Raw genomic sequence first — 26,307 nt, forward strand, 5'->3', positions numbered from 1 at the left:
CCAGTCGCTACTTGTTCGATTTCCCCAGGGCCTTGGCCACCAGTTGTTCGTAGAGTTCGGCGTAGGGTTCCACGGCCTGGCACCAGTTGAACGGCTGGGTCATGGCACGGCTGCGCATGGCATTGAGCAGACCGGGGAAGGCGAACACCTTGAAGGCGCGGCGCAGCGCCTCTTCGTAGCTTTGCACCGTGGATTCATTGAACAGGAACCCGGTGACGCCATCCTCAATGGTGTCCGCCAGGCCGCCGGTGTTACGCGCCACCGGCAACGAGCCGAAGCGTTGCGCATACATCTGGCTCAGGCCGCAGGGCTCATAGCGTGACGGCATCAGCAGGAAATCGCTGCCGGCGAACATGCGGCGCGCATCGGTCTCGTTGAAGCCAATGCGTACGCCCACCTGGCCCGGGAAGCGCAGTGCCAATTCGCGCATGGCCTGCTCTTCTTCCGGCTCGCCACGGCCGATGATCGCAATCTGGCCGCCGTTTTCGACGATGAAACCGGCGACGGCTTCGGTGAGGTCCAGGCCTTTCTGGTAGACCAGGCGCGAGACCACAGCAAACAGCGGACCACTGGATGGCTGCAGCTCAAACAGCTCGCGCACGTGGGCGGCGTTGATAGCCTTGCCTTCCCAGTCGCCGATATTGAAGTTGTGGATCAGATGCGTGTCGGTGGACGTCTCCCAGCTTTCGTCGATGCCGTTGGGAATACCGCTGAGCAGACCTTGCTGGGTCTTGCTGGCGAGGAAGCCATCCAGGCCGCAACCGAATTCCGGGGTGGTGATCTCCTGGGCGTAGGTGGCGCTCACGGTGGTGATATGGCTGGAATACGCCATGCCCGCCTTGAGAAACGACATCTTGCCGTAGAACTCCATGCCTTCCTGTTGCAGGGCGTGGGGCGGAATGCCCAGCTCGGGCGTCGAGGCCAGGCTGACCACGCCCTGGTAGGCCAGGTTATGAATGGTGAACAGGGTTGGCGTACGTGACCCACGCCAGTGCATATACGCGGGGGCCAGACCCGCAGGCCAGTCGTGGGCGTGCACCAGGTCTGGGCACCAGTGGATTTGTGCAAGGTTGGCGGCAATGTCCGCGGCAGCCAAGCCTAGGCGGGCAAAGCGAATATGGTTGTCCGGCCAGTCGCGGCCGTTGTTGGCGCCGTAGGGCGTGCCTTCGCGCTCATACAGTTCGGGGCAGATCAGCACATAGATGACCAGGCCGTCCGCAAGGTCCATGCGCCCGATCTTGCACGGGGGCAACGCGGCATGGCCACCCAGTTCACCGACGATATGAATCGGGTTATCGCTTTCCATCACTTGCGGGTAACCCGGAATCAGCACCCGCACGTCATGCAGGTGCGCCATGGCGCGGGGCAGGGCCGCGGAGACGTCGCCCAGGCCGCCGGTTTTCACCAGGTCCGCGAACTCGGAAGTGACAAACAAGACTTTCTTTCGATTCGGATTCTGACTCACGACCGGCCGCACAGTGTTGGGCAGGTCGGCCAAAGACTTTGGCCCTCCTGCCGGCTGACTAAAACGCTCTCCCTGAGTATCTACTGCGGCACTGATCATAATGCACTCCCATCTGTTGGTTGGCTAATGGCCCGCTGCCATCAGCTCCGAGTGACCGCATCCTGCGGCCAGGCACACAAGCGCTATACAAGCTGGCAAGGCGTATGCCAGTTGTAACGTCGGCTAAAAAAGATTGGATGAGCGGGCATTCGGCCTGAAGCGCGCGTGCTCGCCCTTACCTAAAACTTGACCAGCGGCAGGTTTCGAAAGTTTAGATTTTTTGCGGGGTTTTTGTTTTGGAACGGACCCATCGGTCATGAGTCTAGGACAGATCCCAGCGCCTGCTGGGTTTTCATGCAGATTTTGTAGGACAAAAAACTTTTAACGATATGCTCCTGTGGCGAGGGAGCTTGCTCCCGCTGGGCTGCGTAGCGGCCCCAAAATCTTGGGAGCGCTTCGCACTCCAGCGGGAGCAAGCTCCCTCGCCACAGGGGGGGTGCACTTTAATGGTGCGTCAGGCGAGCCCGCGAAGGGGCACACCCTCGGCCCAGGCTTGGATATCTTCGATCATCTGCTGATAGAACTGCCGGTAATTCTGCTCGCTCACATACCCCACGTGTGGCGTTGCGAGCACATTGGGCAAGCGGCGAAACGGGTGGTCAGCCGGCAGCGGTTCCTCGGCAAACACATCCAGCGCCGCCCCGGCCAGGCGTCCGCTGCGCAATGCTTGCAGCAGTGCCTGCTCGTCCACAATCGGCCCGCGTGCGGTATTTACCAGGCGCGCTGTGGGCTTCATCCAGCCCAACGCTTGCGCATCCACCAGGCCACGGCTGCGCTCGCTGAGCACCAGGTGAATGGTGAGAATGTCCGCCTGCTCAAACAGCTCGCGCTTGCTGACCCAACTCACCCCTGATTCCGCCGCTCGCTCGGGCGTGAGGTTCTCACTCCAGGCAATCACCCGCATACCAAAGACCTGGGCGAACCTTGCGACTTTCTGGCCAATACTGCCCAGCCCCAGGACGCCCAATGTCTTGCCGTGCAGGTCGCCGCCCAGGCCGACCTGCCATCCGCCCCCGCGCAGCGAGTTGGCTTCGGCGAGCAGGTTGCGTGTAGAGGCCATGATCAAGGCCCAGGTCAGCTCCGGAGCTGCGTGTTTATAGCTGTCGGTGCCGCATACCTGGATGCCCAGGGCCTTGGCTGCGGGAAGGTCGATGGCGGCATTGCGCATGCCGCCGGTCACCAGCAATTTGAGCTGGGGCAGCCCTTGCAGCAGGGCTTTGTCAAAGGTTGAGCGTTCGCGCATGAGGCAAATCACCTCGAACCCTTTCAAGCGCTCGATCATGGTGGCGGTATCGGCGGGGTAGTCGTGGAGAAAATGCACCTTGCCCACGCTGTCCAGCGCCGACCAATCTGCCACGTCGCTGGCCACGTTTTGCCAATCATCCATCACTGCGATTTGTATCGACATGCACGCGGGCCTCGAAAAGTGGCAATTAAAGGGCGTTCAACCCGTGCAACAGGGCTTTATGAAACTGTTCCGGCTCTTCCATCTGGGGCGCATGGCCCAGGCCGGGGAACTCCACCAACGTGGCGCGGGGAATCAGCTTGGTCACCTGCTTGCCCAGTACCTCGTAATGACCAATTTTGGCCTTGACCGCCGCCGGCGCCACATCTTTGCCGATGGCGGTAGTGTCGCTGGTGCCGATCAGCAGCAGGGTGGGCACCTGCAAGTCCTTGAACTCGTAGTACACCGGTTGGGTGAAGATCATGTCGTAAATCAGCGCCGAGTTCCAGGCAACCTGAAGATGCCCCGGGCCTTGGTTCAGGCCGGCGAGCATGTCTACCCAGCGCTCGTACTCGGGTTTCCAGCGCCCAACGTAATAGGTGTTTCGCTCGTAGTTGCGTACACCGTCGGCGCTCAGTTTCAGCTCGCGCTGGTACCACTGGTCGACGCTCTGGTAGGGCACGCCGAGGGCTTTCCAGTCTTCCAGGCCAATGGGGTTCACAAGCCCCAACTGTTCGGTTTGCTGGGGGTACATCAGCGCATAGCGTGTGGCGAGCATGCCGCCGGTGGAATGGCCGATCACCGTGGCCTTTTGAATGCCGAGCTTTTCCAACAGTTGATGGGTGTTGGTCGCCAGTTGCTGGAAGCTGTACTGGTAGTGGTCGGGCTTGCTGGAGGTGCAAAAACCAATCTGGTCCGGGGCGATGACGCGGTAACCGGCGTCACTGAGCGCCTTGATCGAACCCTCCCAGGTAGCGCCGCAAAAATTCTTGCCGTGCATCAGCACCACGCTGCGGCCGTTTGGAGTGCCGGTGGCGGGGACGTCCATGTAGCCCATTTGCAGGGATTTGCCCTGGGATTGGAAGGCAAAATGATTCAAAGGGTAGGGGTATGCAAAGCCCTGCAACTCAGGGCCGTAGGTGTCAGCTAACACGGGCGCCGCGCTGACCGAAAACAAACCGGCTACGCATAATGTACGGATAAAAGGCATGGGTTTTGGCTCCGAGACAGATGCCCGGATGCTCTTTGCCCGCGATTAACGGGGGATTAACGCCCACTGCAACGTCAGCGCTGCGATTACGCCATACCGCAGGCTTTTCGCCAGGGTTACCAGCAGTAGAAAACGCCACAACGGCTCACGCATCACCCCAGCCACCAATGTCAGCGGATCACCAATGATCGGCACCCAACTGAGCAACAACGTCCAGTGCCCCCAGCGCGCGTAATGGCTGCGAGCCTTGTTCAACTGACTGGCGCTCACCGGGAACCAGCGTCGCTCTTTGAAGCGCTCGACCGAGCGCCCCAGCAGCCAATTGACCAGCGAGCCCAGCACATTACCCAGGGTGGCGATGACCAGCAGCAGCCAAAGGTTGTAATGCCCGCTGAGCAGCAGGCCGACCAGCACAGCTTCCGACTGCAGGGGCAATAACGTCGCGGCGCCAAATGCCGCGCCGAACAGCCCCAGGTACCCCATCAACACCGGTCAGTGAGCCGGGTAGTCCGCTACCACCACGTCTTCGCCGTCGCGGGTCAGGCCAATGATTTGATACGCCTCGCTGCGTCCGTCTACTTCCATGCCTGGCGAGCCCAATGGCATGCCCGGTGCGGCAAGGCCCAGCAGGTCGTTGCGCTTGCGCAGAGCCAGGACCTGCTCGGCGGGTACGTGGCCTTCGACGAACTTGCCGTCGATCACCGCGGTGTGGCAGGAGCCAAGGCGTGGCGCCACGCCCAAGCGTTGTTTCACCGCGCTCATGTCGGCTTCAACGTGGTCGTTGACCTTGAAACCGTTGCTCTCCAAGTGGCTGATCCACTTCTTGCAGCAGCCGCAGTTGGCGTCGCGGTGTACATCGATGGGGATCAGTTCGGCGGCCTGGGCCAGGGTGGTGGTAAACAGGGCACTGAGCAGGGCCAGTCGCAATGGGGTTTTCATCGTGGGTCTCACTGAAGGCGCGGCAATAAGCCGGGCATTCTCCCTGCTTTTGCCGGCATGTTTGCAATGTGACGTCGTGGTAATGTTTCTAAATTATACGAACCCCGGATTGTCCAGCCGCTGCTTGAGCCGGTCCAACGCAATTGACGACAACGCGACCATGCGCTCATGCAAAGACGCCAGTTGCAGTTCAGTCTCGTAAGTCAGCACCCGTTTGAACAGGGTGCCGCCCTGATGAGCGCGCAAGCAGTAATGGATGCAACCGTCAACCGCCAGGGAGGTGAACACGGTCTTGAACTCGCTGGGGCGGCGGGCGATTTGTACGCGGTAACTCATGGGGACGCGTATGCCCAGCAGGTCGATGATTTCGGTAAAACGCGTGCCGACCGGTAATGAGCCGGTGGTGCCGGTGTCGGCGCTGAGGGAGGTGGGGTGCCACTCGTGCCAGCGGTCGGGCTGGGTCACATAGTCATAAACCGCCTCGATCGGCGCCTGGATGAACCGTTCCTGACTGATCTGCTCCAAGCGGACCGAATGCTCAGTCGCGTGCATGACACACCTCCTGTGTGGCGGGTTTTACACTAGGAGCTGTGAGAATAGTCTGACTCCCATGCTTTGCACGAGAGTCGGCAGACCGTTGATCAATCCCGCTGAGAACGGCCCCCACAAGGGTTTCCAGCAGACGCTAGATATCCAGCATGGCCAGCACTTCCTTGGGGTAACGCAGGCCTGCGGTTGCATTGGCAGGGAAGATCGCATCCAGCGCAGCCAGTTCGTCAGCGCTGAGAGAAATCGACAGCGCCTCCACATTCTCTTGCAGATAGGTGCGCCGCTTGGTGCCGGGAATCGGGATGATGTAATCGCCTTGGGCCAATACCCAGGCCAGCGCCAGTTGCCCGGCCGTGACACCTTTGTCTGCCGCCAGGCTCTTGACCTGTTCTACCAGCAACAGGTTTTTCGCAAAGTTCTCACCCTGAAAGCGCGGGCTGAAGCGTCGGTAATCATCGGCGCCGAAATCATCCGGGCTCTTCAAGGCGCCGGTGAGAAAACCTCGGCCCAACGGGCTGTACGGCACAAACGCGATGCCCAGGCGCTGGCAGGCGGCGAGGCAACCATTGTCTTGCTGGTCGCGGCTCCACAGCGAATATTCACTTTGCAGGGCGCTGATGGGATGGACCTTATGCGCCCGTTCCAGAGTAGCGGCGGACGCCTCGCTCAGGCCCAGATAGCGCACTTTGCCCTGTTTCACCAGGTCGGCCATGGCGCCGACCGTTTCTTCGATGGCCACGTCGGGGTCGATACGGTGCTGGTAGTACAGGTCCAGCGTATCCACCCCCAGGCGTTGCAAGGTGCCGTCGATGGCGTTGCGGATATACTCGGGCCGGCCATTCACCCCGCGCACTACGGGGTTGGCAGGGTCGCGCACAATCCCGAATTTACTGGCCAGGAACACTTGGTCGCGCTTGCCGGCAATAGCCTTGCCGATCAGTTGCTCATTGGTGTGCGGGCCGTACATGTCCGCGGTATCGAGAAAGTTGACGCCCAACTCCAGGGCGCGGTGCAATGTTGCGGTGGCTTCGGTGGTATCGGTGCCGGGCGTGTAGAAATCGGTCATGCCCATGCAGCCAAGGCCGATGGCGGACACATGCGGGCCGTTTTTACCGAGTTGTCGAGTGTGCATAGGGAAGCTCCTTGTGATGAGGGGCCCATTGTTACCCTTGAAAAAATGCAGATAAACCCGCTAAAAGTGCTATCACTGTTCGTAATATCTAAACAATTCCCCACGGGAGCATTTTATTGGATCGTTTTAACGCCATGCGCGTGTTCACTCGGATTGTTGAATTGGGCGGGTTTGCCAAGGCCGCCGACAGCCTGCAATTGCCACGCGCCTCCGTGACGATCCTGATCAAGCAACTGGAGGCCCATCTCGGCGTGCAACTGCTGCAGCGCACCACGCGCCACGTCAGCCCGACCCTGGATGGCGCGGCGTACTACCAACGTTGCGTGCAATTGCTGACTGATCTTGAGGAAACCGAGGCGGTGTTCTCCACGCGGCGCCAGAACCCCTGGGGCACATTGAGCATCGATATGCCCTCAGGCATTGGGAGCTTGATTGTGATTCCGGCCTTGCCAACGTTCACCGCGCTGTACCCACAGATCGAGTTGGAGATCGGCCTCAATGACCGGCCAGTGGATCTGATTCGCGAAGGCGTCGATTGCGTGTTGCGCGGTGGTCCGGCCCTGGATGAATCGCTGGTGGCGCGCCCCTTGGCGATGATGGAACAACTGACTCTGGCCAGCCCCGCGTACCTTGAGCTCATGGGCACGCCCAGTTGCCTGGAGCAGTTGGCTGGACACCAAATGGTCGAGTACGTGTCCAGCGCCAGCGGTAAACGATTTGGCCTGGAATTTCTGCTGGGCAGCGAGTTGCATCCGATCAACCTGCCGAAAGTGGTTGCCGTGAACAGCTCTGCCGGTTACTTCGCTGCGTGCGAAGCCGGCTACGGGCTGATCCAGGCACCTCGTTATCACGCCCTGCGCCAACTGGCCGAGGGCGCGCTGGTGCAGGTGCTCCCTGATGTGGCAGTGCCGAAGATGGCGCTGACTGCGTTGTACCCGCCTCATCGGCAGTTGTCGCAGCGGGTGAGGGTGTTCGTCGATTGGCTGGTGCAGTTGTGCGCTCGGCCCGGCACCGGCTTACAAGGCTAGGCTTGCGCCCTTCGATAGGCACCAGGCTGTTGCCCGGTGACTTTATGGAAGGCTCGGGTAAACGCCGCCACCGATTGATACCCGGCCGCCAGCGAAACCTCGGCCACGGTCTGGTCCGCCTTGAGCAACCCACAGGCGTGGCGCATGCGGATCATCAGCAGCACTTGCCCGGGCGACTGCCCACACAGTTCGCTGAAGCGCTTGAAAAACGCCGAGCGCGACAACCCGGTACAGGCCGCCATGCTTTCCAGGCTCCAGGGCTCGGCGGGGCGGGCTATCAATTGCTCCAGCAAATGTGCGAACGCCGGTGCCCGGCCAAGCGCCGCAAGGCCGCCAAGCTCGGTGTTGTCGAGCACTTGCTGGCGCAGCACATACAGGAACAGCAGGTGGCACAGGCGCTCCAGCAGCGCGGAAGAGGGCGCTGGGGTGCGTGCGCATTCTTGCAGGATCAATTCGAACAGGTTGCGTGCAGCCATCAGCGACGGGTCGCCGGCGCGCAGGATGATCCAGCTGGGCAGGGTGTCGACAATCAGCGTCGACAATCCGGATTGGAAGTGAAAGAAACCGCAGACTAATCCTACGCCGTCCGTGGCCGTGCTATCGAGAGGCAGCATCGAGCGGCGTGGGCACTGCTGGGCGCCGGCCGCCGTGGCTTGGCCGGAAAGCCTGAAGGCAAAGTCACGCAGCAGGAACACCGCGTCACCATTGTTCAGGTGTTGGGGCGTTGGATCACCGTCGATATGCAGCCAGCATTCGCCTTGCACAATCAAGTGGAAGCTCGCCTGCGCCAGGCCATGGGTGCTCGCGTGCCAGTCACCGCAATAACGGCCGACGTGAAACAGGCTGGTGTTGAGTTCGAGGCTATCTAATAACCAATCGACAAGTACATCGGACGAATTCATCTAATGGAAAGACTCAAGAGCAAGTAATCGCTACTTTAGCCTATTGAGCGCTTTTTTTAGAACCAACAGACTGGGGCATTCAAACCCAACAGGAGTCCACTTCATGTCCCGTGTACCGTTGCTCACGCCTGAAACCGCACCGGAAGCCGCCAAGCCCTTTCTGGAAAACGCGCTGAAAGGCTCGGGTTTTATCCCTAACCTACTGGGCGTACTGGCCAACGCACCGGCTGCGCTGGAAACCTACATCACCGTCTCCGGCTTGAATGCCAAGGCCGAGCTGAGCCTGGCCGACCGTGAAGTGGTGCAACTGATTGCCGCTACTACCCACGGTTGTGATTTCTGCGTCGCTGGCCACACGGCGGTTGCCCGCAACAAAGCCAAGTTGCCCGAGGAGGTGATCGAGGCCTTGCGCCGCCGGGGTGAGTTGCCTGACGCGCGCTATGAGACACTTGCCGCGTTTACCCGTGAAGTGATCGCCACCCGTGGGGATGTGAGTGACGCGGGCTTTGAGGCGTTCCGCGCCGCTGGCTACACCGACGGCCACGCGCTGGAAGTCATCCTGGGTGTCAGCCTGGCAACCCTGTGCAACTTCGCCAACGTGTTTGCCCGCACCCCGCTGAACCCGGAGCTGGCGCAATACCGTTGGGAAAAACCGGCCAACTGATTCGGCGTTGGCCCACCTGCTGTAAAAGGAGAGACATGAATGCTTGACCCAATCTTGAGCCGTTGGCTCGATGTTCAAGCGCAGGCCCTGGACGTGGGCAGTTGCGATCCACAGGAAGTGCTGCCACGGCTGGCAGAAGCCAATATTCTGAGAATCGGCGTGCCCACCCACCTGGGCGGCCTGGGCGGCGATGTGGCGGGTGCGGTCGAGGCCATCGCCAATGTGGCCAGCCATTCCCTGGCTGCGGCGTTTGTGTGCTGGGGCCAGCGCTCGTTTATCGAGTACCTGCTGCAGAGCCCCAATCAGCGCTTGCGCGAGCAGCTGATGCCAGACCTGCTCAGCGGCAAGTTGGCCGGCGCCACAGGGTTGTCGAATGCGATGAAGTTCCTGTCGGGTATCGAGACGTTGCAGATCAGCGCCGAGCCCAACGACCACGGTTGGATCCTCAACGGTCGCCTGCACTGGGTGACCAACTTGCGCAAGAATGGCTTTGTCGCTGCGGCGGCCATCGAGCATGCCGGGGGCGGCGCGCCATTTATCCTGGCCATTCCGGATTCGGTGGCCGGGTTGCAGCGCTCCCGTGACCTGGAGCTGCTCGGGCTGCAATCGAGCAACACCGCAGCGCTTGGCCTGGAAGGCGTGGAGCTGAGTCGCGAGTGGTTGTTGCACGAAGATGCGCGCAAGTTTTTACCGGCGGTACGCCCGGCGTTTCTGGGCTTGCAGTGCGGTATGTCGATTGGTTTGGCACGGCGTTGCCTGGCTGAAGTAGCCCACCATTTGGGCGCCAGTCGTACCGTGTTGCGCGACGAGCTGGAAGCCCTGCGCGCAACGCTGGATCATCTGGTCAACGAGCTTGAAAAGGGGCTGTTGGCCGGGCGCTTTACCGCCGAGCCCATACCGCTGTTCAAACTGCGTATCGCCTTGGCCGAAACCGCCGCCAGCGCTGTACAGCTTGAACTGCAAGCCAGTGGCGGAAAGGCCTACCTTACCGCCCACGGCAGCGGTTTTGCGCGGCGCTGGCGCGAGTCGGCCTTTGTGCCGATTGTGACGCCTAGCCTGGTGCAACTGCGTACCGAGCTGCACCGCCAGGCCAGTCTATGAGCCAGGCGGTATTGACGGCCCAGGGCATTTGCCTGGGGTACGGCAGCGGGCCGGTGTTGCAAGGCTTCGACTTGCACTTGCAACCGGGTGAAGTGGTGTCGATCCTGGGCCCCAGCGGCGTGGGCAAATCCAGCCTGCTGCGGGTGCTGGCTGGCTTGCAGGTACCTCAATCTGGCCGTGTGCAGGTATTGGGCGAGCCATTGAGCGGCCCGCATCCGCGCGTGGTGGTGGCCTTTCAAGACCCGAGCCTGCTGCCTTGGTTGACCCTGGAAAAGAACGTCGCCTTTGGTCTGGATTTCGCCCGCCAACCGCACTTGAGTGGTGAAGAGCGCCGCCGGCGTGTCGACCACGCCATTGCAGCGGTAGGGCTGGAACCTGCGCGCCAGCAGTTCCCGGCGCAATTGTCCGGTGGCATGGCCCAGCGCACGGCATTGGCTCGCTGCCTGGCGCGTCAGCCACAAGTGTTGCTGCTCGACGAACCCTTCGGCGCCCTGGACGAAGTGACCCGCGCCGACATGCAGCACCTGTTGCTCAAAGTCAATCGTGAGCAGGGCTCGGCGGCGGTATTGATCACCCATGACATCGACGAAGCGCTGCTGCTGTCGGACCGCATCCTGCTACTGGGTAACCGCCCGGCGCGGACGTTGGGCGAGTGGGCTATCGATTTGCCGCACCCTCGGGAAGAACAGGTCGAGGCCATCGGCGCGCTGCGTATCGAAATTTTGAAAACCTTACGGCAGGCGAGCCGCCCTCAACCCAACCCCCTTGAACAACAGGAGTTTACTTATGTGTCTGGATGACCTGGCCCACTCGCGCCGTGACTTTCTCAAACTCTCCGCCGTGCTCAGTGCCGCCGGCGCCTTGCCTCTGCTGAGCAGCCTGCAGGCGCGTGCCGCCAACGAGCCCGACGCGCCGGTGCGTATTGGCTATCTACCTATCACTGACGCCACGCCACTGCTGGTGGCCCACAACAACGGCCTGTTCGAAGCCGAAGGCATCAAGGCCGAGCGGCCAGTGTTGTTGCGCAGTTGGGCCCAGGTGATCGAGGCGTTTATCTCCGGCCAGGTCAACGTGATACACCTGCTGTCGCCAATGACCGTATGGGCGCGCTACGGCAGTAAAGTGCCGGCCAAAGTCGTGGCGTGGAACCATGTGGGCGGTTCGGGCTTGACCGTATCCCCAGGTATTACCGACGTGAAGCAACTGGGTGGCAAGTCGGTGGCGATTCCGTTCTGGTACTCGATTCATAACGTGGTGGTGCAGCAACTGTTCCGCGATAACGGCCTCACGCCGGTCACTCGTGCCACCGGCAGTTCGATTGCCGCCAATGAGGTCAACCTGATCGTGTTGCCGCCCTCGGACATGCCTCCGGCCCTGGCCAGCAAACGCATCGACGGCTACATCGTCGCCGAACCGTTCAATGCCCTGGCAGAAAACCTCAAGGTCGGTCGCGTGCAGCGCTTCACAGGTGACGTGTGGCGCAACCACGCGTGCTGCGTGGTGTTCATGCACGAGCACGACCTGGCCAACCGTCCGGAGTGGTCGCAGAAGGTGGTGAACGCCATCGTCAAGGCCCAGGTGTGGACCCGCAACAACCGTGAAGAGGCGGTGAAGCTGCTGTCCAAGGATGGCCCGAACCGTTACACGCCCCATGCCGAACCGGTGTTGAGCAAAGTCCTGGCGCCGGCGGCCAGCGACCGCGCCTCCTACGTGGCCGACGGCGCGATCCAGCACGCCAACTGGGACGAGCATCGCATCGACTTCCAACCGTACCCGTTCCCCAGCTACACCGAAGAACTGGTGCGGCGCTTGAAGGACACCCTGATCGAAGGCGACAAAAAGTTTCTCACGGACCTGGACCCAGCCTTCGTGGCCAAGGACCTGGTGGACGACCGCTTCGTGCGCAACGCGATCGAAGCCGTGGGTGGCATGCAGACCTTCGGTTTGCCGGATGGTTATGAGCGGCACGAGGAGATCGGCGTTTGAACAACAGCAGAATCCCCGGCTGGTGGCTGGGGCTGAGTGGCTTGGCGGGTTTGTTGGTGCTGTGGTGGTTGGGCGTGAAAGTGTTCGGCGAGGCCGATGGCCTGTCGGCGCGCTTTTCCCTGGCGGCCACCGCCAGCAGCTTGTGGGAATTGCTCGGGCGGGGTGAGTTGTACCTGCATATCGCCGTGAGCCTGAAGCGTATTTTCGTCGGGCTGTTTATCGCGTTGTTGGTAGGCGTACCCCTCGGGCTGCTGGTGGGCAGTTCGCGTAACCTGGAGGCGGCGACCACGCCAGCGTTCCAGTTTCTGCGGATGATTTCGCCGCTGTCCTGGATGCCGATCGTGGTGATGCTGATGGGCGTGGGCGACCAGCCAATCTATTTCCTGCTGGCCTTTGCCGCTGTCTGGCCGATCATGCTCAACACCGCAGCGGGCGTGCGTCAGCTCGACCCGCGCTGGTTACAGTTGAGCAAGAGCTTGAGCGCCACGCGTTGGGAAACCTTGCGCCGGGTGGTCATTCCTGGCGTGGTAGGGCATGTGCTGACCGGCGTGCGCCTGGCCATCGGCATCCTGTGGATCGTGCTGGTGCCCTGCGAAATGCTCGGGGTCAGTGCGGGGCTGGGGTATTACATCCTCGACACCCGTGATCGGCTCGCGTATTCGGAGTTGATGGCGATGGTAGTGGTGATCGGGGTGCTGGGGTTCGCGCTGGATGCGTTTGCGCGTTGGTTGCATCGGCTGTGGGTGCATGGCGGCTAGGTTGTTGCAACCGGCGTCGAGGCTCCGAACCCGCCTGACGAGTAGGTAATGTCGATGCAGTAACGCGTGAAGCCCCCAAGCGTGCTGCACGCGTTGTGCACGAAGCGTTATCCGGATGCAGATCAGCGGCGCTGGTAACCGCCACCACCCTCATAGCGGTGATCATGCCAGCCCCCGCCGCGCGGGAAGAAGAAACAACCGCCCAGGCTCAGCATGATCATCAGTGGAACCAGCAGGATGAGTCGTCGCAGCATTTCACAGTACTCCAAGGGGTATTCGCAAGGCCTGTCAGGCGGAGGGCAAGCCAAAACTTTTCATCGCCTGTAACATAAGACCCTGCCGAAACCGCGCCATCCCCGTGACTGGGTATGTGCTTGGCATGCACGGCGATACACAGTGGATACATTCTTCAGGTTCAGGAACTCGTCATGACCCAAAAGCAACGCTTGAAATACTCGCTTCTGATTGCCCTGGCTGTACTGGGCGCGATGTTCGGCCTGTCTTATCTGCAGAACACAGGCGTGATCAGTGAAAAAACCTTCCAGTACCTGGCCATCGCGATTGCCGTGGTCGTCGTCGTGATCAACGGCATCATGCGCCGCAAGGTCAAGCCTAACTTCTGACGGGCGTCAGTCAGGCACGACCTTCGAGTACTTTGGCAGCCTCTTCATGGAGGCTGTAGCTCTTGTCAGCGTTGAGGGTGATCACGCCCTCGCTGCATAGACGCTTGAGTACCTCGCGCACGCTGAGAAACGACAACGGTATGCCCAGCTCCAGCAAATGGCTGTGCACGCCGCGTACCCCGAGGGTGCGCTGATTGTCGGCGGCAGTGAGGAGGGCGTCGATGACCTTCAGCCGGATCAGGCTGGTGCGCAAACCGAAACACTTGAGCAAATGGCGGATGCGCTGATTGCCCTGCTGTTCGGGCGCGTTGCCGAACGCCCGTGCGTCGTTGCCATAGTGGGTATCTGCGGCCTTTGAATGTCCATCCGTGGGCACTTGCGGGTTATACATGCAAAAACTCCTTTTCAGAGCCTGATCAGGAAAAAGATGGTGCTCTTGGGTAATAAGACGAACGAGTGACGCAAATCATGAAACGATGGATGTAGAAAATTTGTCGGTATCAGGTTTGTCACATCCCCTGCGCCGTCGATAGGCAACCTTGTGCGGTTAAATTTTGCCGGGCGATGTGCGTTCTTACGTTGGGGTAACCATCCCTCGTGAGGCTGTTCAATTTGACTGTGGAGTCGGCGTGATTATTTCCAAGGGGTTGTCCAGAGTGGGCACGGCAGGGCTGTTACTCGCCTGGAGCCTGGCCGTATCGGCACGCGAGCAAGTGACGCAAACGTCGGCGGATATACGGCGTACCAGTTATGGCGTGCCGCATATTCGCGCCTCTGATGAGCGGGGCCTGGGGGTAGGTGTGGGTTACGCCTATGCCCAGGACAACCTGTGCCTGCTGGCCAATGAAATAGTCACGGTCAATGGCGAGCGGGCCAGGCTTTTCGGGCCGGACCAGGCGACCCTGGAAGAGCGCAACAACCTTGCCAGCGATGTGTTCTTCAACTGGCTGAATACACCCGAGGCCGTTGCGGCATTCTGGAAAGCCCAGACGCCCGAAATGCAACAGCGCATCGAAGGGTACGTGGCCGGCTACAACCGTTATCTCAAGGATAAGGGCGCACCCGCACAGTGCCAGGCCGCGTGGGTACGGCCCTTGGTAGTGCAAGACCTGGTGAAGTTGACCCGCAGGCTATTGGTGGAAGGGGGCATCGGCCAATTTGCCGAAGCCTTGGTCGGGGCAGCACCGCCGCAGGCCACCGCGAGTGTGCAGCCCGGTGCCAAAGCCTTCGCCATGGCCGCTGCCAACCAGCAACGCTTCACGCTGGATCGAGGCAGCAATGCCGTTGCCGTGGGCCGTGATCGCTCATTCAATGGCCGTGGCATGCTGCTGGCCAACCCGCATTTCCCGTGGGTGGGCGGCATGCGTTTTTACGAGATGCACCTGACCATCCCGGGCCAGTTGGATGTGATGGGCGCCGCACTGCCAGGGCTGCCCGTGGTGAACATCGGTTTCAACCAGCATGTGGCGTGGACCCACACCGTGGACACGTCCAAACACTTCACCCTGTACCGCCTGACCCTCGACCCCAAGGACGCCACCCGTTACCTGCTGGACGGCAAGTCCATCCCCCTGGATAAAACCGCCGTAACGGTACAGGTCAAGCAAGCTGACGGCAGCCTCAAGGCCGTGACCCACACCGTCTACAGTTCGCAGTTCGGCCCCGTGGTGCAATGGCCGGGCAAGCTCGACTGGGACAACCACTACGCCTTCAGCCTGCGCGACGCCAACCTGGGCAACGACCGGGTGCTGCAACAGTGGTACGCCATGAACCGCGCCGGCAGCCTCAAGGAGCTGCAAACCTCAGTGCATACCCTGCAAGGCATCCCCTGGGTCAACACCCTGGCCGCCGATGACCAGGGCCAAAGCCTGTACATGAACCTGTCGGTAGTGCCCAACGTCAGCGCCGCCAAGCTGGCAAAATGCAGCGACCCACGGGCCGGCCTGCAAATGATCATGCTCGACGGCGCCCACAGCGCCTGCGCGTGGGACATCGACCCGCGCGCGGCCCAGCCGGGTATCTTCCCGGCCGGCCAGTTGCCCCAGTTGCAACGCACCGACTACGTGCAACACTCCAACGATTCCGCCTGGATGGCCAACCCCAAGGCGCCGTTAAGTGGCTTTTCGCCGGTGATCAGCCAGGACAACATCGGCCTCGGCCCGCGTGCGCGCTTCGCGCTTCAGCGCCTGCAAACCCTCGAGCAGCAGCCGATCACCGTCACTGATCTGCAAGACATGGTCATGGACAACGAGGTGTACCTGGCGGGCCAAGTCATGCCCGACCTGCTGACGTTCTGCGCCAAACACCTGGGCACTGACGCCGCTACGCTAGAGCCGCTGTGCACCAGCCTGAAAAACTGGGACCAGCGCGCCAACCTCGACAGCGGCGTCGGCCTGGTGCACTTCATCAACCTGGTGCAGCACCTGCAGCAAATCCCTGACGCTTGGCGCGTGGCCTTCGACCCGGCCCATCCTCTGACCACCCCTAGCGGCCTCGCCATCGACCGCGCCCCGGTCGCCAAGGCCCTGCGCGCAGCCATGCTGGCCTCCAGCGCTGAGGTCAGCAAACTGGGGCAGACCCGCTGGGGCGATATCCAAGTCTCCGGCCAAACCCCCATCCACGGCGGCCCGCAAGAACTCGGTATCTACAACGCCATGCAAACCGTGCCCCGCGCCGACGGCAAACGCGAAGTCGTCAGCGGCACCAGCTACCTGCAAATCGTCAGCTTCGACGACAAAGGCCCCAACGCAGTCGGCGTCCTGGCATTCTCCGAGTCCAGCAACCCGGCGTCCGCCTATTCAAAGGACCAGACCCAAGCCTTCTCCGAGAAAAAACTGCGCCCATTGCCCTTCACCGAGGCCCAGATCAAGGCCGACCCGCACTACCAAATCCACAGGGTGAAGGAGTAGGGCAGAGGCGCAACCCCTTGATGCCAAGGCAGAATATTTTTTGAAATCAAGGGGTTGCAGGCCTAGGCAAATGAGTACATAATGGCGCCCATCGAACGCAACGAAGCATTAAAAACTTCAATGTATTCAATGAGTTAGAGTAGAGGCAGGCTTCACGTAGCCCACTCAAGTTTGTATGCGGTGAATGTCAGCAACCAGGGCATTGATCGTTTGAGGCCGAGTAGCAAAATGGTTATGCAGCGGATTGCAAATCCGCCTACGCCGGTTCGATTCCGACCTCGGCCTCCACTCTTGAAAACCCCGTAGATTAACGTCTACGGGGTTTTTTATTGCCTAAAATGCAGCAATACCGCCACCGCCCTGATTCCGTGAAACTGATCGAAGCAAATGATGTCCGATTGCTATCGGCCAAGGAAGAGGTCCGCCAAGCGCGCATTGGGTCTACGCTCAGTAGAGCCTCAAGCGACCTCCTCATGCCGGTTTAGCCGCGCGCTTATCCTGCCAGCGCAGGACGCCCGCACTCATCAAAGCTGACAGAGTGACCCATGAAACAAAAAATTCTTCTTGTAGCCGTGTGTGCTGCACTCATCCAAGGCTGTGCCGCCCCTTCCAAAAGCCATGAAGAATCACCTTCGATGCCAACTACCTCAGCCGCTGTAGCCCAGCCAACCTTATCCGCTTACGACTGGAACCTGGTCTCGGCAACGGACGCGCCGGGCAAGCCTCTTGTGGCGATGAACAAAGGCATCGAGCGCAAGTTGCGCGTTGCCTTCGGTGACAAGAACCTGAGCATCAGCGGTGGCTGCAATCGTCAGTTCGGCGGCTTTCACTATCAGGACGGGGTTCTGAAGGTTCAGCCACTGGCCTCTACGCTGATGGCCTGTGACAAGAGCCTGATGGACCTTGATGCCCAGGTAGGGCGGCTGTTCAAGGGTGATCTGCGCGCTGTGATCACCGGCGATAACGTGGCGCCGATGCTGCAACTGACGACAGCGGATGGCTCGGTGCTCAAGCTGCAAGGCGAGGCCACCCCGCAGACCCGCTACGGTAGCGAGGGTGAGGTCAAGTTTCTGGAAGTGGCGGCCAAGACGGTCAAGTGCAGCCATCCTTTGATTCCAGATTATCAGTGCCTGCAAGTGCGCGAGCGTCGCTATGACGACGCGGGCCTGCAACTGGCGACCCAAGACACCTGGCATCCGCTGTACCAGCCTATCGAAGGCTTTGTGCATCATGACGGCGTGCGCACTGTGCTGCGGGTCAAGCAGTACGAATGGAAGAATCCGCCAGCGGATGCGCCTTCGACGGTCTACGTGTTGGATATGGTGGTCGAGCAGGACGCTTCTGGCAGCAAGTAAGCGAACACAAACCCCGTAGATCAGCGTCTACGGGGTTTTTTATTGCCTGTGATTTATGCGTTTTTTCGACGAGTGACATGTCTAGATCAAGGGTCCTGGGCCGATCAGGGGTTGTCACGTGCGGATTTGCCGACTACCCTGAAAATGTTTGAATTATTACAAACAATTTCGGTGTGGCTGTTTTTTAGGCCATACGGCTTCAGGACGAGGAACGAAAAATGTTTTCACATGAAGGTACTGCACTAGAGCTGTTGGTCTTGGTTTTTGGCGTCACTGGGTTATTGTTGATCGCCTGGTTTATTCACCATCAATACGAGCTAAAGTCGCGTAAGCATGTAAAAAAACAACATGTTTCTGGCCAGCAGCGTGAAGCTCAGAGCCGCTGACTGTCCCTTCACCCGTGCCAGCCTTTACGGCTGGCTTCAGCATCCGTTTTCAATGGACTGCAAGGTTTTCCCGAGCCCACTGCTCAGCAGTGGTGACAGGAATCGATTGTTGCTCGTTGAACGTGGCCGCCTTAGGCCAGGCCACACCTTTGCCTTGTGCGAATACAGCACGGTACTTCTTGATGTGGTGCGTGGGGTCTTTTTCCAGTGCCTGCATGAGATAGTCAACCGTCCACACGTTGCGTTTGAACGGGCGATCCAGAACGCGTTCCAGCATGCTCGCAACCTGCCCATACGTGACGGTGTCGCCGGCGAGATAGACAATCTGATTGCGCATGCGCGGTTCGAAGAACACGATTTGCGCTGTCAGCGTACCGATGTCGTCCGGTGTCGTGAGCGTCACGCTGTTCTCGAGGCTGCCCAGGGCGTTCACTGTGTTGTTGTCGAAGTCGACGACCTCGAACACCGGCTCGAACAGGAAGCTGGTGAACATGCCTGTCGAGATGATGACCCATTCAGTGTTGTCCTGGGCGCGCAGCAACTCACGCACATCCAGTTGGGCATCGAACAGATCCTGGGGGCTGCCCCGGCCAATCACTTCGAAATCCACGCCAAACTGCCAGGGGAAGTAGCGCTTCACACCGGATTTGAGTGCGGCGGTTGCCAGCTTCATCGGGGTTTCTCGGCCCGCGATCATGCCCGCGCAGCCGATCACGGTATCGAAGCGTGCGAAGACCTTGGCAAGTTGATCGATTGAGTCGTTCACCAGATCTGCGGCGACCATCTGGATGCCCAGGCTGCGCAGCTCATCGATGTCTGCCTTTTTCTCGGGCGCTTGAGTGTTGATGGTCGATTCCCTGAGTAATACGCTGATGGTGGAACCGGGCGCGCGTTTGGCCTCCCGCGCCAGGTTGCGCAAAACCGGCAGGCCGAGTTCGCCGGCACCTAGAACGAGGATCGATTGAGGGGGAAGTGGGGGCATTTCAGGCATGATTTCTCCGCAGACCTGTTGGCGATAAGATGAGCCCATGCTGGCACGATTCGGCAGCGCTCATAAGAAGGCACACGTGTGATACCAGGGGTAGAAATGACCGATCAGGAAACGCTCAGCCAGGCAGAAGTTATCTGCCAGTCGCTCAGAGAGGAGGACGATGGCGTCAGGCGTGAAGTCCTTGCTCATGCCGGTAGCCGCTGGGCATTGGGCATCCTGCATGCCCTGGGTGTGTACGGTGCAATGCGTCATGCCGAGATAAAACGACAGATGACGGGTGTGACTCAGCGCATGTTGACCAAGACGCTTCGTGCCATGGAGCGCGATGGTTTGTTGGTTCGGCGCGAGTTCGGTGAAATTCCTCCCCGCGTCGAGTACGAGCTGACGCCGCTGGGCAGGGAGCTTTTGATTCGCATGTCGCCTATCTGGACCTGGGTGGTGGAAAACGTGGAGGACTTTCGCAAGGCTCGGCGTATTTTCGACAGTCAGGAAGGCAAAAAACCGGCATGGCAGGTTCCCACACCGGTTCCCGATGCGCCTCGGTAAGCGCTACTTCTCGATGAAGGCTTTGCAAGTGTATGCCTCGATCCATCCCTAGCTGTACGGGGCGCAGCGCGCCATAACCCACTACTGTCGCAGGCACATCACCACCGCTTGGATGCCGCGCCATGTTCATGTCTACCAGCCTGTTATCAGCCTTCGTGCTGTTCGCTTTTGTCTCTTCGATCACCCCTGGGCCCAACAACACCATGTTGCTGGCCTCAGGCGTGAATTTCGGCTTTCGCCGTTCGATGCCCCATGCACTGGGGATAAGCATCGGCTTCATGCTGTTGGTGATCTGTGTGGGGCTTGGCTTGGGCGAGGTGTTCAAGCTGTTCCCGTGGGCCTATACGCTGTTGCGGTATGTCGGCGCCGTGTATTTGTTGTATCTGGCGTGGAAGATTGCCAATGCGGGCGGCATGTCTGATAACCCGGATGAACATGGCAAGCCGATGACCTTCCTCGGTGCGGCGGCCTTCCAGTGGGTCAACCCCAAGGCGTGGATCATGGCGCTGGGGGCGATCACTACCTATACGCCTGCCGAGGGTTATGTCACCAATGTGCTGGTGATCGCCCTGGTTTTTGCGGTGGTCAACCTGCCGAGCGTGTGTGTATGGGTGGGGTGTGGCAGCGGCTTGCGCAACTTGCTGCGTGAGCCGCGCTGGTTGCGGATGTTCAACTGGTCCATGGCCGGGCTGTTGGTGCTGTCGCTGTATCCGATGCTGTTTGTGGGCTGAGGTGGCGTAGGTAACGCGTTGATTGTCAGGCCGTCATCGCAGCATAGGTATCTACATAACTTCGGCACGACGCTAAATCTGTGGCGAGGGAGCTTGCTCCCGCGACGGCCTGGCAGCCGACACAGATATAACTGACGCGCCGCGATCCAATGTGGGAGCTGGCTTGCCTGCGATGACCATAGGTATCTACACAGCTTTGCAAAGCACCCGTAGCAGCCGACGGTAACCACGATGCGAAGCGAGTCGCTCTTGATCTGCTTTTGATCTTAGGCGCCCCGTCAAACCACGCTGGCCGGAATCAAAAGTGAGCCGCTGTAAAAGCGGAACCCTAAGTGGGCGCTACCGCAGGAATGGATATGTACACGGTCCAACTGAGTTGACCGTCAGGCCGTCTTCGCAGGCAAGCCAGCTCCCACATTTAGGTCTCGGGGCGTCAGGTAGATCACCGTCGGTTGGCAGGCCGTCACGGGAGCAAGCTCCCTCGCCACGATGCGGGATTAGACCGGCGAGATGGTCGCCAACATGCCGATGCCAATGGTCAATACCAAAAAGCCGAACAGGAAAATTGCCATCTTGGTCATAAGGCCTCCGAGGGGAAGGGGACGACAGGAGTGTCGGGATGGGGCTATTGTCCGCCTCAAGCGGTTTTCAATACAGGCGCAGATCGAAAAGAAAAAACCGTATCAGATCACCGCGCAGCGCCTGGGCCGTGGCTTTTGAAGCGAACAGTTTTTATCAAGATCAGTGCAATGGCCGCTGCCAGCCTCGAGCGTCACCTGAGACAGGCACTGCATTTGCCCCTAAGATAGCGCCCACTGCACAACAATAAGCGTGGGCCGACCCTCGATGGAAAGACGCCAGTTCAGCGGTGGCATGCAAGGCAAGAACCTGCGCTACCTCAGTGATAATCCCCAGCAATCGACGTCGGTCACCCGTGTCGGTTTTTTGCTGCTCGAACACTTCTCCTTGCCGGCCTTCACCCAGACCCTCGACACGCTGGTGACCGCCAACCTGTTGCGCCCCGATCTGTTCGCTACGCGCACCTTCGGCTGGGGTGAGGGCGAAGTGATCAGCGACCTGGGCCTGGTCATTCGCCCGGATGCGAACCTGACGCTGGCGAGCTTGCAGGACTTGGACCTGTTGGTGATCTGCGGTGGTTTTCGCACCGAACTCAAGGCGAGCGAGCCATTTATCCAATGGCTGCGCAGTGCGGGTGAAGCGGGCGTGCGCCTCGCCGGTTTGTGGAACGGCTCGTGGTTCCTCGGGCGTGCGGGGCTGCTGCAGGGTTACCGCTGTGCCATCCACCCCGAACATCGCCCGGCGCTGGCCGAAGTGTCCAAGGCGGCGCAGGTCACCAGCGAGCCCTACGTGATCGACCGTGACCGCCTCACCGCGTCCAGCCCCTCGGGGGCTTTCCATATGGCCTTGGACTGGATCAAGAGCCTGCATGGCAAAGCCTTGGTCGAAGGCATCGAAGATATCCTGGCGTTCGAAGAGTCGCGCTACCGCCGCATCAAACCCACCGAAAACATCTGTGTCAGCGCGCCGCTGCGCGAGGTGGTGAAGTTGATGGACGCCAACCTCGAAGAACCCCTGGAACTCGATCAACTCGCCGTCTACGCCGGCCGTTCCCGCCGTCAGCTGGAGCGCCTGTTCAAAGAACAGCTGGGCACCACGCCGCAGCGCTACTACATGGAACTGCGCGTCACTGAGGCGCGACGCCTGTTGCAGCACACCGAGTTATCCCAAGTGGATGTGCTGGTGGCGTGCGGGTTTGTCTCGCCGAGCCATTTCAGCAAATGCTACAGCGCGTATTTCGGCTATCGCCCCTCCAAGGAGAAGCGGTTGGTCAAGTAGCCTGGCGGGTGTAGCAAGATTTTCACGAGGAGTGGCAATGGATATCACGCTTTTGGATCGTTATCGCGGCAGCCTACTTGGGCTGGCGTGTGGCGATGCTGTAGGGACGACGGTTGAATTCATGCCCCGCGGCAGCTTTTCTCCCGTGACGGATATGCTAGGCGGCGGACCGTTTAGCCTCAAGCCTGGCCAATGGACTGACGATACGTCCATGGCACTGTGTCTGGCCGAAAGCCTGTTGCGCAAAGGCGGTTTTGACGCGATGGACCAGATGGGACGTTATCTGAATTGGTGGAAGTGGGGTTACTTGAGTTCTACCGGAGAGTGCTTTGATATCGGCATGACGGTTCGCGAAGCGCTGGAGCAATTTCAGCAAAGTGGCAACGCTTTTGCGGGCTCAACGCATCCGTATTCGGCCGGCAATGGTTCAATGATGCGTCTCGCACCTGTCGTGTTGTTTTACTTTCCAGATAGGGCGGACATCCACCTGTTTGCCGAGCAAAGCTCGCGAACTACGCATGCCGCGCATGAGGCTATCGAGTGCTGCCTGCTGCTGGCCGAGGCTATCAGCAATGCCCTGAGCGGCGTGCCAAAGAAACAGGTGCTGAGTTTTTCCCACACCGCGCTGTCGGCTCCTAAGGTCAAGGCTATCGCCTCTGGCGACTATCGCGATAAAACCTCTGCTCAAATCGTTGGCTCAGGTTATGCGGTGGCTTCGCTGGAGGCCGCATTCTGGTGTTTCGATCAGACCTCCAACTTTGCTGAAGCGATACTGGCCGCCGCCAACCTTGGGGATGACGCAGACACTACTGCCGCAATCGTTGGGCAACTGGCGGGGGCGTATTACGGCGTCCAGGCTATCCCCGCCGATTGGTTGAACAAGCTATGGATGCGCGATGAAATCCAAGAAACGGCTGATGCGTTATTCAGCACTTCGCGCCTACCACAGTAAGGTTCAGAAACGATCCAGCCGATAAGGCTGTAGTTCTGGCACCTGCTCACCCGCAGCAAGCTGCCCAACCCGCTCGGCCGTCACCGCCGCTTGTGTCAGCCCCAGGTGCTGGTGACCAAATGCAAGCAGCACTTTGCCGTCGCACACCCGGTCAATGATCGGCAGCGAGTCGGGCAGGGAAGGGCGAAACCCCATCCAGGGCGTGGCTTCGCTGTCGCTCAGTTCGTGTCGGAACAACCCTTTGCTCAACCGGTGCAACTGCCAGGCCCGTTGCATATTGGCCGGGCGGTCGAGGCCGGCGAATTCGACCGTGCCGGCCAGGCGCAGGCCACCGGTCATGGGCGTCATGATGAATTTGCGCTCCAGTGAAGTGACCGCGAAGGGCAGGCGCTGTTGTTCGTGGGGCAGCATCAGGTGGTAACCGCGTTCGGTGTCCAGCGGCACTTGTTTGCCGGTGAGAGCTGCGGTGAGTTTGGCCGAGTGGGCGCCGCAGGCAATCAGCACTTGCTGCGCTGTCAGTACGCCTTGGTCGGTCATCAGGGAAACGCCACTACCCTCCAGGCGTCCGTCCAGAACGCGCTGCTGAAGAAATTGCACCCCCTCAGCCTTGGCCGCGTTCACCAGTTCGCCAACCACCGTGTACGGGTCCAGAAAATGTCCGGTAGCGGGAAAGAACAAACCGCCTTGTATGGCGTCGCTCAGTTGCGGCGCAGCCTTGCGCACCGCATCGCCGCTCCAGAAGTCCACGGCGACGCCTTGCTGCCGCATGCGTTGCTGCACTGCATCCAGCGCTGCGCGGGATTCGGCGCGCTCAAACACCAATAGCGAACCGTCTTCACGCAGCAATTGCGTTTGACCCATCGATTGCAGCAAGCGTTGCCACGCGCCCAGGCTGCCTTCGTTCAGCGCGCGAAGGCCTGCCACGGTGCGCTGGTAACGCGCTGGCCGCAGGTTGAGCAACAGGCGGATAAACCAGGGCAGGGCGCGGGGCAGATAGGTCCAGTCCAGGCGCAGCGGGCCCATGGGGTCCAGGAGCATGGCGGGCAAGCGCTTGAGGATCGACAGGTCGGCGATGGGAAACACCTGTTCCGTCGCCAGGTGGCCGGCGTTGCCGTAGGAGGCACCCATGCCGGGTGCCTGCGGGTCGAGCACGACGACATGGCGGCCTTGGCGTGCCAGCTGCAAGGCGCAGGCGACGCCGATAATGCCGGCGCCGACTACTACGATGTCTGCTTGCTTGGGATCGGCCATGGTTATGCTTCTCGCTGGCCGTCGAGCAGGCGCCGCAACCGCAGCGGGTTGTCGTGCTGCAGCGCGGTGGGCAGCAAGGCGTCCGGGACGTCCTGGTAACACACCGGGCGGAGGAATCGCAGGATCGCCGCCGTGCCCACCGAGGTACTGCGCGCATCCGAAGTCGCCGGAAAGGGCCCGCCATGCACCATGGCGTCGCACACGTCTACGCCGGTCGGCCAGCCGTTCACCAGCAGGCGCCCAGCCTTGCGCTCCAGCACCGGCAGCAATGCCCGCGCCTGTGGCAGGTCGTGGTCATCCATGTGCAGGGTTGCGGTGAGTTGACCTTCCAGGTGCTCGGACACCCGGCGCATTTGCTCGACATCACGGCACTGCACCACCAGCGAGGCGGCGCCGAATACTTCGGCTTGCAGGTGTTGATTGTTCAGGAACGCCTCGGCCTGGGTCACGAACAGATGGGCCTGGCCCTGGTTCGGCCCGGTCGCTGGCAAGCCCTTGGCGGCGATGTGAGCGTGCTGGGCCAGGGTCTTCAGGCCGGTTTCGTAAGCGCTGAAGATGCCCGGTGTGAGCATGGTCTGGGACGGGCAACGCGAGAGCCGCTCACTGGCAGACTGAATAAAACGGTCCAGAGCGGCGCCTTGCAGGGCAATCATCAGGCCAGGGTTGGTACAGAACTGGCCGGCGCCTTGGGTCAGCGACGCGACGAATCCTTCGGCCAAGGCTTCGCTCCGAGCTTCAAGCGCAGCAGGAAACAGGTACACCGGGTTGATCGAGCTCATTTCCGCGTACACCGGGATTGGCTCCGGGCGTGCCTGCGCCGCTTGGCACAGGGCGATACCGCCACTGCGCGACCCCGTGAAGCCTACGGCCTTGATGCGCGGGTCGCGCACCAATGCGATACCCACCTCGTTACCCGCGCCGTAGAGCAGTGAAAACACACCCTCCGACAAGCCACACTCTTTAACCGCCTGGGCGATGGCGCGCCCCACCAGCTCGCTGGTGCCGGGGTGCGCGTTATGCGCCTTGACGATCACCGGGCAACCGGCGGCAAGGGCCGATGCGGTATCGCCGCCCGCCACGGAGAAGGCTAGAGGGAAGTTGCTGGCACCGAACACGGCTACCGGACCCAGGGCGATATGGCGCTGGCGCAGGTCGGCACGGGGCAGGGGTTGGCGCTGGGGCTGTGCGGTATCGACGCGCACGTCGAGCCATTCGCCCAGGCGCACGGTGCGGGCAAAAGCGCGCAGTTGCCCGCAGGTACGGCCGCGTTCACCTTCAATGCGTGCGCGAGGCAACCCGGTTTCGGCGCAGGCGCGCTCGATCAACTCATCGCCCAAGGCTTCGATGTGGCTGGCGATGGTTTCAAGCAACGCGGCGCGATCTGCCAAGGTGGTTTCGCGGTAAGCGTCGAACGCGAGCCAAGCCAGTGCGCAGGCCTGTTCGACGTGTTGCTCATCGCCGCCGGCATAGGCGGGTTCCAGTGGGGTGTTGGTGGCGGGGTTGATCGCTCGGATCGCATCGCGATGGCCGCAAACGGATTGCTGACCGATCAGCATCTTGCCTGTCAGAGTCATGGGGACATCCTGGAAAACAAAAGAGGTGTTGTAGGAGCGAGCTTATGTGGCGAGCAAGCTTGCTTGCGCTGGGG

27 protein-coding genes and 1 tRNA gene are annotated in these 26,307 nt (G+C 60.6%); 15 read left to right on the forward strand and 13 right to left on the reverse strand.

The window, feature by feature from the left end:
- Nucleotides 1-7: 7 nt before the first annotated feature.
- The 7 genes from glgA to GIV26_RS04680 form a co-directional block, all read right to left on the reverse strand.
- Nucleotides 8-1,564 carry a glycogen synthase GlgA gene (glgA, locus tag GIV26_RS04650; RefSeq protein WP_072446413.1) on the reverse strand — a complete coding sequence of 519 codons (1,557 nt, stop codon included), beginning with the start codon at nucleotides 1,562-1,564 and terminating at the stop codon, nucleotides 8-10.
- 454 nt (nucleotides 1,565-2,018) lie between these two features.
- Nucleotides 2,019-2,972 carry a D-2-hydroxyacid dehydrogenase family protein gene (locus tag GIV26_RS04655; RefSeq protein WP_236279572.1) on the reverse strand — a complete coding sequence of 318 codons (954 nt, stop codon included), beginning with the start codon at nucleotides 2,970-2,972 and terminating at the stop codon, nucleotides 2,019-2,021.
- A gap of 25 nt (nucleotides 2,973-2,997) precedes the next feature.
- Nucleotides 2,998-3,999 (reverse strand): alpha/beta fold hydrolase, encoded by a 1,002-nt coding sequence (locus GIV26_RS04660; RefSeq protein ID WP_236279573.1) that lies wholly within the window; start codon nucleotides 3,997-3,999, stop codon nucleotides 2,998-3,000.
- A gap of 45 nt (nucleotides 4,000-4,044) precedes the next feature.
- The gene (locus tag GIV26_RS04665) at nucleotides 4,045-4,488 is read right to left on the reverse strand and encodes a YqaA family protein (RefSeq protein WP_236279574.1); all 444 of its coding nucleotides are present in this window, start codon (nucleotides 4,486-4,488) and stop codon (nucleotides 4,045-4,047) included.
- A gap of 3 nt (nucleotides 4,489-4,491) precedes the next feature.
- Nucleotides 4,492-4,938 (reverse strand): DUF411 domain-containing protein, encoded by a 447-nt coding sequence (locus GIV26_RS04670; RefSeq protein ID WP_034127552.1) that lies wholly within the window; start codon nucleotides 4,936-4,938, stop codon nucleotides 4,492-4,494.
- Nucleotides 4,939-5,031: 93 nt separating this feature from the next.
- Complete coding sequence (locus tag GIV26_RS04675) at nucleotides 5,032-5,490, reverse strand: SRPBCC family protein (protein ID WP_034127551.1); 459 nt, start codon at nucleotides 5,488-5,490, stop codon at nucleotides 5,032-5,034.
- A 133-nt stretch (nucleotides 5,491-5,623) separates the two neighbouring features.
- Nucleotides 5,624-6,619: an aldo/keto reductase gene (locus GIV26_RS04680; protein WP_054919182.1), complete on the reverse strand. Its 996-nt coding sequence runs from the start codon at nucleotides 6,617-6,619 to the stop codon at nucleotides 5,624-5,626.
- A 116-nt stretch (nucleotides 6,620-6,735) separates the two neighbouring features.
- Here GIV26_RS04680 and GIV26_RS04685 point away from each other — a divergent pair, with 116 nt between their 5' ends.
- Nucleotides 6,736-7,647, forward strand: coding sequence for a LysR family transcriptional regulator (locus GIV26_RS04685; protein ID WP_236279575.1), 912 nt, complete (start codon nucleotides 6,736-6,738; stop codon nucleotides 7,645-7,647).
- Here GIV26_RS04685 and GIV26_RS04690 read toward each other — a convergent pair.
- Nucleotides 7,644-8,549 (reverse strand): AraC family transcriptional regulator, encoded by a 906-nt coding sequence (locus GIV26_RS04690; protein ID WP_057975801.1) that lies wholly within the window; start codon nucleotides 8,547-8,549, stop codon nucleotides 7,644-7,646. The genes GIV26_RS04685 and GIV26_RS04690 overlap by 4 nt on opposite strands.
- A gap of 103 nt (nucleotides 8,550-8,652) precedes the next feature.
- Here GIV26_RS04690 and GIV26_RS04695 point away from each other — a divergent pair, with 103 nt between their 5' ends.
- From GIV26_RS04695 to GIV26_RS04715, 5 genes are read left to right on the forward strand one after another with little or no spacing between them, the layout of a single operon-like run.
- On the forward strand, nucleotides 8,653-9,213 hold the full coding sequence (locus GIV26_RS04695) for a carboxymuconolactone decarboxylase family protein (protein ID WP_054897387.1): 561 nt from the start codon (nucleotides 8,653-8,655) through the stop codon (nucleotides 9,211-9,213).
- A gap of 39 nt (nucleotides 9,214-9,252) precedes the next feature.
- Nucleotides 9,253-10,314, forward strand: a complete 1,062-nt coding sequence (locus tag GIV26_RS04700) for an acyl-CoA dehydrogenase family protein (RefSeq protein ID WP_236279576.1) — start codon at nucleotides 9,253-9,255, stop codon at nucleotides 10,312-10,314.
- Complete coding sequence (locus GIV26_RS04705; protein ID WP_034127546.1) at nucleotides 10,311-11,114, forward strand: ABC transporter ATP-binding protein; 804 nt, start codon at nucleotides 10,311-10,313, stop codon at nucleotides 11,112-11,114. Before GIV26_RS04700 ends, GIV26_RS04705 begins: the two co-directional genes overlap by 4 nt.
- Entirely contained in the window at nucleotides 11,101-12,300 is a 1,200-nt protein-coding gene (locus GIV26_RS04710) for an ABC transporter substrate-binding protein (protein WP_034127545.1), read from the forward strand. Before GIV26_RS04705 ends, GIV26_RS04710 begins: the two co-directional genes overlap by 14 nt.
- Nucleotides 12,297-13,058, forward strand: coding sequence for an ABC transporter permease (locus GIV26_RS04715; protein ID WP_236279577.1), 762 nt, complete (start codon nucleotides 12,297-12,299; stop codon nucleotides 13,056-13,058). Before GIV26_RS04710 ends, GIV26_RS04715 begins: the two co-directional genes overlap by 4 nt.
- 122 nt (nucleotides 13,059-13,180) lie before the next feature.
- Here GIV26_RS04715 and GIV26_RS27120 read toward each other — a convergent pair whose 3' ends face one another.
- Nucleotides 13,181-13,312, reverse strand: a complete 132-nt coding sequence (locus tag GIV26_RS27120) for a hypothetical protein (RefSeq protein ID WP_254914091.1) — start codon at nucleotides 13,310-13,312, stop codon at nucleotides 13,181-13,183.
- Nucleotides 13,313-13,486: 174 nt separating this feature from the next.
- Between GIV26_RS27120 and GIV26_RS04720 the strand changes: the two genes are divergently transcribed.
- Nucleotides 13,487-13,681 carry a hypothetical protein gene (locus GIV26_RS04720; protein ID WP_014718591.1) on the forward strand — a complete coding sequence of 65 codons (195 nt, stop codon included), beginning with the start codon at nucleotides 13,487-13,489 and terminating at the stop codon, nucleotides 13,679-13,681.
- Between the two features lie 10 nt (nucleotides 13,682-13,691).
- Here the strand turns inward: GIV26_RS04720 and GIV26_RS04725 are convergent, their stop codons facing one another.
- Entirely contained in the window at nucleotides 13,692-14,072 is a 381-nt protein-coding gene (locus tag GIV26_RS04725; protein WP_034127544.1) for a hypothetical protein, read from the reverse strand.
- Nucleotides 14,073-14,310: 238 nt separating this feature from the next.
- Here GIV26_RS04725 and pvdQ point away from each other — a divergent pair, with 238 nt between their 5' ends.
- The 4 genes from pvdQ to GIV26_RS04745 all read left to right on the forward strand — a co-directional run bounded on the left by pvdQ (nucleotide 14,311) and on the right by GIV26_RS04745 (nucleotide 18,331).
- Complete coding sequence (gene pvdQ, locus GIV26_RS04730; RefSeq protein ID WP_236279578.1) at nucleotides 14,311-16,590, forward strand: bifunctional acylase PvdQ; 2,280 nt, start codon at nucleotides 14,311-14,313, stop codon at nucleotides 16,588-16,590.
- Between the two features lie 214 nt (nucleotides 16,591-16,804).
- A tRNA-Cys gene (locus GIV26_RS04735) sits at nucleotides 16,805-16,878 on the forward strand.
- A 347-nt stretch (nucleotides 16,879-17,225) separates the two neighbouring features.
- Nucleotides 17,226-17,945, forward strand: coding sequence for an META and DUF4377 domain-containing protein (locus GIV26_RS04740; protein ID WP_232103945.1), 720 nt, complete (start codon nucleotides 17,226-17,228; stop codon nucleotides 17,943-17,945).
- 218 nt (nucleotides 17,946-18,163) lie between these two features.
- Nucleotides 18,164-18,331 (forward strand): hypothetical protein, encoded by a 168-nt coding sequence (locus GIV26_RS04745; RefSeq protein ID WP_164692249.1) that lies wholly within the window; start codon nucleotides 18,164-18,166, stop codon nucleotides 18,329-18,331.
- 49 nt (nucleotides 18,332-18,380) lie between these two features.
- Here the strand turns inward: GIV26_RS04745 and GIV26_RS04750 are convergent, their stop codons facing one another.
- Entirely contained in the window at nucleotides 18,381-19,322 is a 942-nt protein-coding gene (locus GIV26_RS04750) for an aromatic alcohol reductase (RefSeq protein ID WP_198791318.1), read from the reverse strand.
- A gap of 96 nt (nucleotides 19,323-19,418) precedes the next feature.
- On the opposite strand from GIV26_RS04750, the gene GIV26_RS04755 reads away from it, so the two are divergent.
- The 4 genes from GIV26_RS04755 to GIV26_RS04770 all read left to right on the forward strand — a co-directional run bounded on the left by GIV26_RS04755 (nucleotide 19,419) and on the right by GIV26_RS04770 (nucleotide 23,408).
- Complete coding sequence (locus GIV26_RS04755) at nucleotides 19,419-19,868, forward strand: winged helix-turn-helix transcriptional regulator (RefSeq protein WP_034127533.1); 450 nt, start codon at nucleotides 19,419-19,421, stop codon at nucleotides 19,866-19,868.
- 122 nt (nucleotides 19,869-19,990) lie between these two features.
- The gene (locus tag GIV26_RS04760; RefSeq protein WP_236279579.1) at nucleotides 19,991-20,599 is read left to right on the forward strand and encodes a LysE family translocator; all 609 of its coding nucleotides are present in this window, start codon (nucleotides 19,991-19,993) and stop codon (nucleotides 20,597-20,599) included.
- Nucleotides 20,600-21,472: 873 nt separating this feature from the next.
- The gene (locus tag GIV26_RS04765; RefSeq protein ID WP_052199968.1) at nucleotides 21,473-22,456 is read left to right on the forward strand and encodes a GlxA family transcriptional regulator; all 984 of its coding nucleotides are present in this window, start codon (nucleotides 21,473-21,475) and stop codon (nucleotides 22,454-22,456) included.
- Between the two features lie 37 nt (nucleotides 22,457-22,493).
- Complete coding sequence (locus GIV26_RS04770; protein WP_054898118.1) at nucleotides 22,494-23,408, forward strand: ADP-ribosylglycohydrolase family protein; 915 nt, start codon at nucleotides 22,494-22,496, stop codon at nucleotides 23,406-23,408.
- 3 nt (nucleotides 23,409-23,411) lie between these two features.
- Here the strand turns inward: GIV26_RS04770 and GIV26_RS04775 are convergent, their stop codons facing one another.
- On the reverse strand, nucleotides 23,412-24,659 hold the full coding sequence (locus GIV26_RS04775) for an NAD(P)/FAD-dependent oxidoreductase (RefSeq protein ID WP_236279580.1): 1,248 nt from the start codon (nucleotides 24,657-24,659) through the stop codon (nucleotides 23,412-23,414).
- A 2-nt stretch (nucleotides 24,660-24,661) separates the two neighbouring features.
- Nucleotides 24,662-26,233 (reverse strand): aldehyde dehydrogenase (NADP(+)), encoded by a 1,572-nt coding sequence (locus GIV26_RS04780; protein ID WP_236279581.1) that lies wholly within the window; start codon nucleotides 26,231-26,233, stop codon nucleotides 24,662-24,664.
- Between the last annotated feature and the right edge of the window lie 74 nt (nucleotides 26,234-26,307).

It is taken from the genome of Pseudomonas sp. PA-1-3F, from assembly GCF_021609665.1.
Lineage (GTDB): Bacteria > Pseudomonadota > Gammaproteobacteria > Pseudomonadales > Pseudomonadaceae > Aquipseudomonas > Aquipseudomonas paracarnis.

Excerpts from the sequence above, each read along its gene's own strand:
- glgA (WP_072446413.1), bottom strand. The coding sequence starts at position 1,564 with ATGATCAGTGCCGCAGTAGATACTCAGGGAGAGCGTTTTAGTCAGCCG.
- GIV26_RS04655 (WP_236279572.1), bottom strand. The coding sequence starts at position 2,972 with ATGTCGATACAAATCGCAGTGATGGATGATTGGCAAAACGTGGCCAGC.
- GIV26_RS04660 (WP_236279573.1), bottom strand. The coding sequence starts at position 3,999 with ATGCCTTTTATCCGTACATTATGCGTAGCCGGTTTGTTTTCGGTCAGC.
- GIV26_RS04670 (WP_034127552.1), bottom strand. The coding sequence starts at position 4,938 with ATGAAAACCCCATTGCGACTGGCCCTGCTCAGTGCCCTGTTTACCACC.
- GIV26_RS04675 (WP_034127551.1), bottom strand. The coding sequence starts at position 5,490 with ATGCACGCGACTGAGCATTCGGTCCGCTTGGAGCAGATCAGTCAGGAA.
- GIV26_RS04680 (WP_054919182.1), bottom strand. The coding sequence starts at position 6,619 with ATGCACACTCGACAACTCGGTAAAAACGGCCCGCATGTGTCCGCCATC.
- GIV26_RS04690 (WP_057975801.1), bottom strand. The coding sequence starts at position 8,549 with ATGAATTCGTCCGATGTACTTGTCGATTGGTTATTAGATAGCCTCGAA.
- GIV26_RS04695 (WP_054897387.1), top strand. The coding sequence starts at position 8,653 with ATGTCCCGTGTACCGTTGCTCACGCCTGAAACCGCACCGGAAGCCGCC.
- GIV26_RS04700 (WP_236279576.1), top strand. The coding sequence starts at position 9,253 with ATGCTTGACCCAATCTTGAGCCGTTGGCTCGATGTTCAAGCGCAGGCC.
- GIV26_RS04705 (WP_034127546.1), top strand. The coding sequence starts at position 10,311 with ATGAGCCAGGCGGTATTGACGGCCCAGGGCATTTGCCTGGGGTACGGC.
- GIV26_RS04710 (WP_034127545.1), top strand. The coding sequence starts at position 11,101 with ATGTGTCTGGATGACCTGGCCCACTCGCGCCGTGACTTTCTCAAACTC.
- GIV26_RS27120 (WP_254914091.1), bottom strand. The coding sequence starts at position 13,312 with ATGCTGCGACGACTCATCCTGCTGGTTCCACTGATGATCATGCTGAGC.
- GIV26_RS04720 (WP_014718591.1), top strand. The coding sequence starts at position 13,487 with ATGACCCAAAAGCAACGCTTGAAATACTCGCTTCTGATTGCCCTGGCT.
- GIV26_RS04725 (WP_034127544.1), bottom strand. The coding sequence starts at position 14,072 with ATGTATAACCCGCAAGTGCCCACGGATGGACATTCAAAGGCCGCAGAT.
- GIV26_RS04740 (WP_232103945.1), top strand. The coding sequence starts at position 17,226 with ATGCCAACTACCTCAGCCGCTGTAGCCCAGCCAACCTTATCCGCTTAC.
- GIV26_RS04745 (WP_164692249.1), top strand. The coding sequence starts at position 18,164 with ATGTTTTCACATGAAGGTACTGCACTAGAGCTGTTGGTCTTGGTTTTT.
- GIV26_RS04750 (WP_198791318.1), bottom strand. The coding sequence starts at position 19,322 with ATGCCTGAAATGCCCCCACTTCCCCCTCAATCGATCCTCGTTCTAGGT.
- GIV26_RS04755 (WP_034127533.1), top strand. The coding sequence starts at position 19,419 with ATGACCGATCAGGAAACGCTCAGCCAGGCAGAAGTTATCTGCCAGTCG.
- GIV26_RS04760 (WP_236279579.1), top strand. The coding sequence starts at position 19,991 with ATGTTCATGTCTACCAGCCTGTTATCAGCCTTCGTGCTGTTCGCTTTT.
- GIV26_RS04765 (WP_052199968.1), top strand. The coding sequence starts at position 21,473 with ATGCAAGGCAAGAACCTGCGCTACCTCAGTGATAATCCCCAGCAATCG.
- GIV26_RS04770 (WP_054898118.1), top strand. The coding sequence starts at position 22,494 with ATGGATATCACGCTTTTGGATCGTTATCGCGGCAGCCTACTTGGGCTG.
- GIV26_RS04775 (WP_236279580.1), bottom strand. The coding sequence starts at position 24,659 with ATGGCCGATCCCAAGCAAGCAGACATCGTAGTAGTCGGCGCCGGCATT.
- GIV26_RS04780 (WP_236279581.1), bottom strand. The coding sequence starts at position 26,233 with ATGACTCTGACAGGCAAGATGCTGATCGGTCAGCAATCCGTTTGCGGC.